Annotated in this window: 10 protein-coding genes; 6 read left to right on the top strand and 4 right to left on the bottom strand. The window is 68.5% G+C overall.

The window, feature by feature from the left end; all coding sequences use genetic code 11:
- Positions 1 to 218 precede the first annotated feature (218 nt).
- From A5727_RS15075 to A5727_RS15065, 3 genes are read right to left on the bottom strand one after another with little or no spacing between them, the layout of a single operon-like run.
- Complete coding sequence (locus A5727_RS15075) at positions 219 to 1031, bottom strand: exodeoxyribonuclease III (RefSeq protein ID WP_068250737.1); 813 nt, start codon at positions 1029 to 1031, stop codon at positions 219 to 221.
- Between the two features lie 10 nt (positions 1032 to 1041).
- Positions 1042 to 1956, bottom strand: a complete 915-nt coding sequence (locus A5727_RS15070; protein WP_068250736.1) for an N-acetylglutamate synthase, CG3035 family — start codon at positions 1954 to 1956, stop codon at positions 1042 to 1044.
- Entirely contained in the window at positions 1956 to 2549 is a 594-nt protein-coding gene (locus A5727_RS15065; RefSeq protein WP_068250731.1) for a peptide deformylase, read from the bottom strand. Before A5727_RS15065 ends, A5727_RS15070 begins: the two co-directional genes overlap by 1 nt.
- A gap of 123 nt (positions 2550 to 2672) precedes the next feature.
- On the opposite strand from A5727_RS15065, the gene napA reads away from it, so the two are divergent.
- Genes napA through A5727_RS15040 form a run of 5 tightly spaced genes read left to right on the top strand, consistent with a single transcriptional unit; the run spans position 2673 to position 6024 of the window.
- Complete coding sequence (napA, locus tag A5727_RS15060) at positions 2673 to 2981, top strand: nucleoid-associated protein NapA (protein ID WP_068250728.1); 309 nt, start codon at positions 2673 to 2675, stop codon at positions 2979 to 2981.
- A gap of 53 nt (positions 2982 to 3034) precedes the next feature.
- Complete coding sequence (locus A5727_RS15055) at positions 3035 to 3523, top strand: LytR C-terminal domain-containing protein (protein ID WP_068250725.1); 489 nt, start codon at positions 3035 to 3037, stop codon at positions 3521 to 3523.
- Between the two features lie 10 nt (positions 3524 to 3533).
- Positions 3534 to 4244, top strand: a complete 711-nt coding sequence (gene sodC / locus A5727_RS15050; RefSeq protein WP_068250722.1) for a superoxide dismutase[Cu-Zn] — start codon at positions 3534 to 3536, stop codon at positions 4242 to 4244.
- Positions 4222 to 5379: a glutamate--cysteine ligase gene (locus tag A5727_RS15045; RefSeq protein ID WP_068250718.1), complete on the top strand. Its 1158-nt coding sequence runs from the start codon at positions 4222 to 4224 to the stop codon at positions 5377 to 5379. The genes sodC and A5727_RS15045 overlap by 23 nt, the downstream gene beginning before the upstream one ends.
- 18 nt (positions 5380 to 5397) lie before the next feature.
- A complete protein-coding gene (locus A5727_RS15040; protein ID WP_068250716.1) occupies positions 5398 to 6024 on the top strand; it encodes an LON peptidase substrate-binding domain-containing protein in 627 nt (208 codons plus the stop codon).
- A gap of 17 nt (positions 6025 to 6041) precedes the next feature.
- Here the strand turns inward: A5727_RS15040 and A5727_RS15035 are convergent, their stop codons facing one another.
- Positions 6042 to 8306: a winged helix-turn-helix domain-containing protein gene (locus tag A5727_RS15035; RefSeq protein ID WP_068250714.1), complete on the bottom strand. Its 2265-nt coding sequence runs from the start codon at positions 8304 to 8306 to the stop codon at positions 6042 to 6044.
- 495 nt (positions 8307 to 8801) lie between these two features.
- Here A5727_RS15035 and A5727_RS15030 point away from each other — a divergent pair, with 495 nt between their 5' ends.
- The gene (locus A5727_RS15030) at positions 8802 to 9875 is read left to right on the top strand and encodes a PAS domain-containing protein (RefSeq protein WP_068250711.1); all 1074 of its coding nucleotides are present in this window, start codon (positions 8802 to 8804) and stop codon (positions 9873 to 9875) included.
- Positions 9876 to 9906: the final 31 nt, after the last annotated feature.

The raw sequence follows: 9906 nt of genomic DNA, 5'->3' as shown, positions 1-9906 counted from the left end.
GTCACCGAAGTCCTGACACACTGACCGTCACCGAAGTCCTGATGCAGAACCGTCACCGATGTCCTGAGACATCACACACCGACAGATCGCGTATGTGACCGCACCGATTGTGGATGAAGTCGCAACTGTGGATGAACCGCTGCGGAGCCTTCGGTGATGACTGCAGGGCGGGTGGCTGCAAGTCGACGGCCAGGGGTGACGGCCGCCGCGAAACCCGATCAGATCTCGATCAGCACCGGAGCATGGTCGCTGGGCGCGATGCTGCCCTTCTTCCCGGGGCGCCGCTCGTCCTTGACGATCTCGGCATGCGTCACGCGTTCGGCCAGTGCAGGCGAGCCGAGGATGAAGTCGATGCGCATGCCGCGGCGCTTCTGGAACGCCAATTGTGTGTAATCCCAATAGGTGTAGACGCCGGGTCCGGGAGTGAACGGTCGCACCACATCCGTGAACTGCGCCTCGGTCATCGCCTGGAACGCGGCTCGCTCAGGCTCGGACACGTGCGTCCGGCCCTCGAACACCGCCATGTCCCACACGTCCTCGTCCTGGGGTGCGATGTTCCAGTCTCCGACCAGTGCGATCGGCATGCTTGGATCGTCGGCGACCCAGCCTGCGGCGCATTTCTGAAGTGCGGCAAGCCATTCGAGCTTGTACGCGTAGTGCGGGTCCTCCAGGGTGCGGCCGTTGGGCACATACAGACTCCACACCCGCACTCCGCCGCAGGTGGCTCCCAGCGCGCGGGCCTCGGCCGCCGCCTCCACGTCGGGCTTGGCCGACCAGGTGGGCTGTCCCTCGAATCCGACCTCGACGTTGTCCAGGCCCACCCGGGACGCGATCGCGACACCGTTCCACTGGTTCAACCCGACATGGGCGATCTCATAGCCCAGTGCGGCGAACGGCATGCTGGGGAACTGGGCGTCGGTGCACTTCGTCTCCTGCATGGCCAGCACGTCGACGTCGGCACGTTCCAGCCAGTCGACCACGCGATCCACTCGAGTTCGGATGGAGTTCACGTTCCAGGTCGCCAAGCGCATGGCGTGAATCCTAGGGGGCGCCCCCGACGTGCCGGACCAGTGATTCGGCGGCCACGTACCGGCATGCGTGGTGCAGCCGGAAACCCATCGACGTGTACAACGCGACGGCGGGGGCGTTGTCGGCCAGCACCTGCACGTATGTGCGCTGGGCACCGTGTGTGGCACCCCAGGCCAGAAGCGCCTCGCAGACGCTGCGGGCGAACCCGCGGCGACGGCGCTCCGCAGCCACCCGCACCGACGAGATGCCGAGCCATCGGGTGCCGTCGGGCGCTGAGGTGACCGCGCCACGGCCGACCGCCGCGTCGCCGATCCGGGCGAACGTCACCTCGCCGTCGACGACGGCCGAGAGCACGTCGACGGGGACGTCGCGTTCGTAGACGCGCAGCCAGTCCGCGTCGGGGACGGACGCGAAGGAGGCCGCCGGGCCCGAATCGTGCTCCCCGACATCGCGGACCATCACCCGCGTGTGCTTGACCCCATCGGCGCGCACCGGAAGCAGACGCTCCGGCAGGGCGAGCCAGGCCGGCAGGTCGCGTTGCCGATACCAGTCGACGATCTCCAGCAGATCGGACAACTGCGCCGAGATATCAAGGGGTACAGCAGAATTCGCGCGACTGGTGACCCCGTGTCCGAACCGCAGCAGCCAGCCGTTCAGCCACTGCTGCTCAACCCCGGGCCACGCCGACGCCGCGGCGTGTTCGAGCGCGCGGATCTCCGAGGCCCGCACGGGGGAGTGGGAGAGCTCACGCACGGCGACCACGTCGGCCGCCGCCACAGTCACGGTCTCACCGGACTTGGTGCGCACCAGCACATCCGTGCCCACCGCGACGAGATGCCCGACGACGTCGGTCAGGGGCTTGGCCGAACCCGGGGGCAACCGGTGCCGCAGGCTCACCCGGGAACCCACCGCGGGCAGTTCGACCATCAGTGACCGAACGGGTCCGGGTCCTCGCCCGGCATCCATGACAGCCCCGGCACGCCCCATCCGTTGCGCTTGACGGTCTTCTTGGCGGCCCTGGCGTGCCTGCCGACCAGCTTGTCGACGTACAGGAACCCGTCGAGGTGGCCCGTCTCATGCTGCAGCATCCGCGCGAACAGCCCGTTGCCCTCGATCGTGATCTCGTTGCCCTCGGCGTCCAGGCCCGTGACCCGGGCCCAGCTCGCCCGGCCCGTCGGGAACGATTCGCCGGGAACTGACAGGCAGCCCTCGTCGTCGTTGTCGGGATCGGGCATGGTCTCCGGGATCTCGGAGGTCTCGAGCACCGGGTTGATCACCACGCCGCGGCGGCGGGCGGTCTGACCGCGATCATCGGCACAGTCATAGACGAACAGGCGGAGTCCGACACCGATCTGGTTGGCCGCCAAGCCAACCCCGTGCGCGGCGTCCATGGTGTCGTACATGTCCGCGATCAGTTCCGGCAGATCGGCCGGCAGCGAACCGTCCGCGCCGACCGCGACCGGCTGGGTCGGATTGTGCAGGACGGGATCGCCCACGATCACGATTGGTCTGACTCCCATGGGCGTTAGCTTAAGTCAGCCGACTCGCGGGCTTTGTTGCCGTCTCAACTCCCGCCGCCGTGGTTGAATGTTCGCGCAGTACTCGGCGGTGAATTTCCACGATGGCGAAAGGGCCAACAACGAATGGACGGCTCCATGGCGAGAGCACAGCGGTCGGGTGATGACGCTGAGCTCACCGATGGGCTGACCCGCCGCGAGCACGACATCCTCGCCTTCGAGCGGCAATGGTGGAAGTACGCCGGTTCCAAGGAGGACGCCATCAAAGAGCTGTTCTCCATGTCGGCCACCCGCTACTACCAGGTGCTCAATGCGCTGGTGGACCGCCCGGAGGCGCTTGCCGCCGACCCCATGCTGGTCAAGCGCCTGCGCAGGCTGCGGGCCAGCCGCCAGAAGGCGCGCGCCGCACGCCGCCTGGGGTTCGAAGTCACCTGACTGCACGCCGTGGCGGTTCGGAGTAGGCCCGTCGCGACGTTAGGCTGGTCCCGATGAACGAGCGTGTTCCGGACTCATCCGGCCTCCCCCTGCGCGCCATGGTGATGGTGCTGTTGTTCCTCGGCGTCGTCTTCCTGCTCGTCGGATTCCAGGCGCTGGGCTCGGGAGACGACTCCAGTGACGAGACGGCGTCGACCGCCACGGTGACGACGTCCGCGTCGCCGACGGCCGCCCCCGAGTCGGACGAGGCCGCGCCCGACGCGCCCAAGGCCGATGTGCGGGTCTACAACATCTCGGAGGTGGCCGGCGCGGCTGATCGCACCGCCACACGCCTGCGTGACCAGGGCTGGAATGTCACCGAGACCGGCAACCTGACGCTGCCCGACGTTCCCGTCACCACAGTGTTCTATGGCCCCGCTGAGGGGGAGCGCGAAGCCGCCGAGGAGGTCGGGCGGATTCTGGAGGCTCCGGTGGAAGCCCGGATTCCGGATCCCCAGGTCTTGGACCAACCGCCGGGCGTCGTCGTTGTGGTCACAGGATAAGCTGCTGCGCATGGTCAAGCCCGCCGTGAAAACCGCCTCAGTCGCAGTCCTTGCCGCCCCTGTCGCGCTCCTGGCCGCGTGCTCGCCGCCGGGACAGGTTCCCAGCGATGCCCCGGCGACCACGCCGTCGATCTGGACCGGTTCGCCGGCCCCGTCGACTCCCGGTGGGCACGGCTCAGAGGGCGGCCATGGCGGCCAAGCGGCAGGCTCGCTGCTCGTCCCGATCAACGATGCCTCCGGTTCCGAGGTCGCGACCGCGACCTTCGACTTCAGCTCCGGGTACGTGACGGTGACGGTGGAGACCACCGGCACCGGCAAGCTGGCTCCCGGTTTCCACGGCCTGCACATCCACTCGGTCGGAAAGTGTGAGCCGAACTCGGTGGCGCCCAACGGCGGCGCACCCGGTGACTTCAACTCCGCCGGCGGCCACTTCCAGGTGGCCGGCCACAGCGGACACCCCGCCAGCGGTGACCTGAGCTCACTGCAGGTGCGCCAGGACGGCTCGGCCAAGCTCGTGACCACCACCGACGCCTTCACCGAAGAGGACCTGCTGGCCGGCGGCAAGACCGCGATCATCATCCACGAGAAGGCCGACAACTTCGCCAACATCCCGCCGGAGCGCTACAACCAGGTCAACGGCACGCCTGGCCCCGACGAGACCACCATGGCCACCGGTGACGCGGGCAAGCGGGTGGCCTGTGGTGTCATCACCGGCGAGTAGTCGGTTCGACCCTTACCGGAACCGGATCGATTTCGCCGGTTCCTACCGGCCGACGGTCGGCGTCGAATGGGAGTTCGCTCTCGTCGACGCCGCCACCCGGGATCTGAGCAACGAAGCGGCGGAGGTGATCGCCGAACTCGGCGAGAACCCGCATGTGCACAAGGAACTGCTGCGCAACACCATCGAGGTGGTCACCGGCATCTGCCGCAACTCGGCCGAGGCGATGGACGACATCCACTCGACGCTGCGGACAGTTCAACAGGTGGTGCGCGGCCGGGGCATGGAATTGTTCTGCGCTGGAACGCATCCCTTCGCCACGTGGTCGACGCAGAAGCTCACCGACGCACCGCGGTACGCCGAACTGATCAAGCGCACACAGTGGTGGGGTCGGCAGATGCTGATCTGGGGTGTGCACGTGCACGTCGGGGTGTCGTCGGCGCACAAGGTCATGCCGATCATCTCCTCGCTGCTCAACCAGTACCCGCACCTGCTCGCGCTGTCGGCGTCGTCGCCGTGGTGGGAGGGTGAGGACACCGGATACGCCAGCAACCGCGCGATGATGTTCCAGCAGTTGCCCACCGCGGGCCTGCCGTTCCAGTTCCAGACCTGGTCGGAGTTCGAGGGTTTCGTCGCCGACCAGAAGAAGACCGGCATCATCGACCACATCAACGAGGTCCGGTGGGACATCCGCCCGTCGCCGCACCTGGGCACCATCGAGGTGCGGATCTTCGACGGCGTCTCCAATCTTCGGGAACTCTCGGCGCTCGTTGCGCTCACACACTGCCTGATCGTGGACCTCGACCGGCGCCTCGACGCGGGCGAGGCGCTGCCGACCATGCCGCCCTGGCATGTGCAGGAGAACAAGTGGCGGGCCGCGCGGTACGGCCTCGACGCCATCATCATCCTCGACGACGAGAGCAATGAACGGCTGGTCACCGAAGACCTGGACGACCTTCTGACCCGGCTTGAGCCCGTCGCGCGCTCGCTCGAATGCACCGAGGAGCTGGCTCGCGTCGCCGACATCCCGAGGACGGGCGGGTCGTACCAGCGTCAGCGTCGCGTCGCCGAGGAGCACGACGGCGACCTGCGGGCCGTCGTCGACGCGCTGGTCGCCGAACTCGACACCGACACCTAGCCGCCAGGGGAGGCCGTGATGCAGACCCCGATGTTCCCGCTCCAGTCGGCGTTCCTGCCCGGCGAGACGCTGCCACTGCGGGTGTTCGAACCACGCTACGGCGCGCTGGTACAGGACTGCCTGGCCACCGACGACCCGGCGTTCGGTGTCGTGCTCATCGCCCGTGGGCGTGAAGTGGGGGGTGGCGACGAACGTCTCGACATCGGCGCACTCGCCCACATCGTCACCTTCGCTGACCACGGCAGCGGTCACTATCAGCTCAGATGCGCTGTGCGGGAACGGTTTCGGGTCACCGAATGGCTGCCCGACGATCCCTATCCGCGCGCGGCCGTCGAGCTGTGGCCCGACGAACCCGGAGAGGTGAGCGCCGCCGACGTCGGTGTCGTCGAGGATCAGATCATGGCTCTGATGGAGCGCATCGCCTCGGCGCGCAACGCGCCGACGCCCTCACGGGAGGCCGTCTTCGGTGACCTGCCGCACGATCCGGGAAGCCGGATGTACGCGCTGGCGACGGTGCTGCCGATGAACCCCGCCGACCGGTACGCGGTGTTGGCCGCGGCCTCACCGGCGGCGCGCCTGCCCGCCCTGCGGGAGGCCGTCGAGACGGTCACGGCGATGGTGGAGTTCCAACTGTCCGGTGACTGACCCGCGTACGGGTCGGGTCACAGACCGTCGCAGGCCTCGTCGAGCCAGGCCGGCAACAGCCCGGGACCCGCGATGCCCTGAAGGCGGCGCCGGACGTCCGCGGCGAGACGACGTGCTTCGGCGTCGCGGCCCTGCGCGCGACGCGCGTGGATGAGTTCGATCAGCAGGGGGACGACCGCACCCGTGGCGTCCTTCTCGGCGGTCACGCCGGCGACGATCTCGTGGCCGGCCTCGGCTTCGGCCGCCGCCGCGTCGGCCCGGCCCAGCAGTCGGTACGCCCGTGCCGACGACGCCCACGTGTTCGCCGACTGCGGCACCCGGTGCAGGCGCGATCTGCCCCGCACCTCGGTGGCGCGCAGCACCGCGGCCAGACCTGCCGCGCGGTCGCCCCGTTCGGCGAGCACCACGGCCTTGATCGCCCATGCACCCGCCTGAGCGATGGGATGGTCCGGAAGGTGGGGCGAGGACAGCACCTGATCGGCCAGCGACAACACCTCGTCCGTCGGCCCGTCGACGCGCAGGCGCAGCAGCGCCAGCGAGGCGCCCTGCATGGGCGCCCACGGGTCGCCGGGCGGGGACAGGGCGAAGCCCGCACAGGCCAGCTGCACGGCCCGTTCGACCTCGCCGAAGTTGAACGCGCCGCGCACGAACATCAGCAGCGAGCGGGTCAGGGTCGCCTCCGAGGCGGCGGAGAGGTTCTCCACGGTCGCCACCCAGGCGTCCATATCGTCCTGCTCCCCGCGCAGGCCCGCGACCGAAGCCATCGCGAGGCTCAAGGTGGGAGAGCGGGTCAACAGATCGGGCGGCAGCTTCTGAAGCCACTGTGACACCACCGCGCCCTGATTGCTGATGTTGAGGAACATCGGGTAGATCTTCGAGATCAGCCGCGCGGCCCGCTCGAACTCGCCCGCCTCGACCAGGTGATGTACGGCACCGGGCAGTTGCCCGTGCTCCTCACACCACGCGGCGGTGCGGATGTGCCGGGCCACCAGCCCCTCGGACGCCCCGACCCTGGCCCGCAGCACGCCGGCGAACACATGGTGCAGACGCTTCCAGTACCCGATGTCGTCGAGTTCGATGACGAACATGTTGTCGGCCAGCTCGTCGAGCAGGCGCTGCGAGTCCGAGGCCTGCCGCACGTAGTCGCAGAGGTCGGCGTTGAACCGCTCCATCAGGGCGATCTCCTCGAGGAATCGCACATGCGCGGGCTCCAGGAACGCCAGCACCTCCTCGGCGAAGTACTCGTGAGTCTGGCGGTCGGGCCGGGAAAGTGCCTGCAGGACAGAGTCCTTCGATGCCCCGCTGCGCATCGCCATGCCCGTCAGGTAGATCCCGGCGGGCCAGCCGTCGGTCTGGGCGATGACGGCATTGATCTCGGCGGGCGCTAACGGGACGCCCAACCGGTCGACCAGCAGCGCCGCGGTCTCCTCCGCGTCGAACGCCAGATCCTCGGTGTTGAGGATGACCAGGTGGCCACCCATCGCGAGCCTGGCCGTGCTCATCTGCGGCCGAGTGCGGGAGCACATCAGCAGCCGGCACTGCGACGGGCTGACATGGGTCAGGAACCACTGCAGCCGGGTCAGCACGCCGGCGTCGGTGATGTTGTGCAGATCGTCGACGACGACGGTGAGCGGCTCGGTACGGGCGGACAGTTCGTCGGCGGCGTCGATCAGCGCGGTGTCGAGGGTGCCGCCGCCGACGAGCCGACCCAGCAGTTCGTCGCCGAAGTCGGGAACCGCGGTGCGAACCGCGATCAGGACAGCGGTCCAGAACCTGCTCGGTTCGTCGTCTTCGGAGTCCAGGGACACCCATGCACCCGCACCGGGGAGGGTCTTGAGCAGTTCGGCCGCAAGGATGGACTTGCCGCTGCCGCCCGGCGCACACAGCAGGATGTGCGCAGTGTCCGTGCCCGGGAGCAGACTGAGCGGGCGGCGGCGCGGAACGTGCTCGTCCCGGGCGTCCGGCCGGCGGAACTTTGTCAGCGGGTAGAGCGCCGAGACGTCGATGGCGCCGCTGCGGGTGGCGACGGGCGCGTGCTTGGCGCCCACCACGTCGTCGAGGCTGGCGCCGGCCTCCCACGCGTCGAACAGCGCACGCAGGGATGCCAGCGAGAAACCTTCGGCCTGCAGCGCCTGGATGGCGGCCATCCGATCCAGGTGGATCTCCTCGTAGAACCCGGTCCGGCCGACCATGCGAGGTGGCGGCAGGATCCCGCGTTCGTGATAGGCACGCACATTGCGGGCCGACGTGTTCGTCGCTCTAGCGAACTCGTCGATCGTCATTCCGTCGGCCAATAGTGCCACCCATCCTGCCCCCGTACGCAGCCATCAGCGAGTCTAGCGTGAGTTGCTGGTACGGGTGCCATCAGGTGATGGCTCATGGCTTTGACCATTGCGCGCCCATCATGATCAGGGTCACATGACTGGTGTGGGGAGCGTGATTTCAGACCTGTCGGCTGTGGCACCGTTTGACCAGAAGGCGCGCCTTTGGGACCTGTCCGCTCGGTCCCAGATATCGCCTTCCGGACGGCGTGCGGGCAGGTCGGGGCACGCCGCAGTGGCATCGGTGGTGTTCGCCAGGACGTGGGCCCGGTGTGGCCGATCTGAGGGCAGTCAGTTTGCTGTCGACCACCTTTGGGGAGTGCTCGACGAGCGCGGACGGGCCGTTTACCCGGGTGTCAGTATGTCGGTGTGGCGTGGCCCCAGAGCGTCCATGGCAAACCCGTCGATCGGGCGCCTGCGGGGTGCGGGGTTTGCGGCGAACGCGGAGGTCCACCGGTGACGGCAGCGGGTGGTGAGGCCGTGCGGGGGCTGATCATGACGGCACTGACGGACTCGGGTCCGACGCTGTCCACCAGTGAGCTGCGTCGGCACCTCGACAAGAACTTCAACGTGGCGGTCATGAACGAGACCCTGTATCGCAGCCTGGCGATCCTGGAGAAGCGAGGTGACGTGGTGAAGCTGGAGAGTCGGGGACGGAACGCGGTGTGGAAGCTGTCCGTCGACGCCGACGCGACGGCCCCGAAGGTGACGCCGTCCCGGGAGTGGGAGGCCAGCACCGACTGCATCATGATCATCCGTGTCGACGGCACCCTTCTGCACACGAACCGGGCCGGATGCGCCGCGCTGATGCTGCCCGAGGATGAGGTCGATTTCGGCATGCCGTGGCTCGAACTGCTGCCCGAGGAGATTCGCGGCCGCGGCCTTCGGGCGCTGCACACTGCGGTCGGCGGTGACCGCGCCACGTTCGTCGGCATGACCACGCGACGCGGCGGCGCCCCACAGTACTGGGAGAACCTGCTGTCGCCCATCATCGACTCCGACGGTCAGGTTCGGCAGATCCTGTGCATCGCCCGCGACATCACCGCGGAGCTGAACCGGCGCGAGCGCCAGACGCGGGCCGCCCAGCGCAACGGCGCCGATCAGCGTGCCGCGGGCGTGCGGCCGATGTCCGGTGTCGGCGGCTCCTTCGCCGACCGCCTCAACCGGCTGTTCGCCGCGATCCGCGCCCCCGGCAACGGCGCCTACACCAACTCCGAGGTGCTGCGGGCGCTCGCCGAGAAGGGCGTGCACATCTCCGCGCCGTACATGTCCCAACTGCGCAGCGGTGTGCGCAGGCGACCGTCGGAGCAGGCCGTGATCGCCATCGCCGAGTTCTTCGGGGTGCGTCCGGTGTACTTCGATGACACGTACGACCGCGAGGATCTGCAGTATCTGGTCCGTCTCGACGCCGACCTGCGCTGGCTGCAGTTGGCGCACGACCCTGAGGTGCGGCGCATCGTCTCGATGATCCTCGAGCTTCCGGCCCACGGACAGGCCGAGATCCGGGAGCATCTGGCTCGCGCCACCTGACTCCGCGGCGCCAGGTCGTCGTATCAGTCGG

Source organism: Mycobacterium sp. ACS4331, from assembly GCF_001667265.1.
Lineage (GTDB): Bacteria > Actinomycetota > Actinomycetes > Mycobacteriales > Mycobacteriaceae > Mycobacterium.
This window is presented reverse-complemented; position numbering and strand designations above follow the sequence as displayed.

What these genes read in the sequence shown, in the direction of transcription:
- A5727_RS15075 (WP_068250737.1), bottom strand. Translation starts at nt 1,031, where the DNA reads ATGCGCTTGGCGACCTGGAACGTGAACTCCATCCGAACTCGAGTGGAT.
- A5727_RS15070 (WP_068250736.1), bottom strand. Translation starts at nt 1,956, where the DNA reads ATGGTCGAACTGCCCGCGGTGGGTTCCCGGGTGAGCCTGCGGCACCGG.
- A5727_RS15065 (WP_068250731.1), bottom strand. Translation starts at nt 2,549, where the DNA reads ATGGGAGTCAGACCAATCGTGATCGTGGGCGATCCCGTCCTGCACAAT.
- napA (WP_068250728.1), top strand. Translation starts at nt 2,673, where the DNA reads ATGGACGGCTCCATGGCGAGAGCACAGCGGTCGGGTGATGACGCTGAG.
- A5727_RS15055 (WP_068250725.1), top strand. Translation starts at nt 3,035, where the DNA reads ATGAACGAGCGTGTTCCGGACTCATCCGGCCTCCCCCTGCGCGCCATG.
- sodC (WP_068250722.1), top strand. Translation starts at nt 3,534, where the DNA reads ATGGTCAAGCCCGCCGTGAAAACCGCCTCAGTCGCAGTCCTTGCCGCC.
- A5727_RS15040 (WP_068250716.1), top strand. Translation starts at nt 5,398, where the DNA reads ATGCAGACCCCGATGTTCCCGCTCCAGTCGGCGTTCCTGCCCGGCGAG.
- A5727_RS15035 (WP_068250714.1), bottom strand. Translation starts at nt 8,306, where the DNA reads ATGACGATCGACGAGTTCGCTAGAGCGACGAACACGTCGGCCCGCAAT.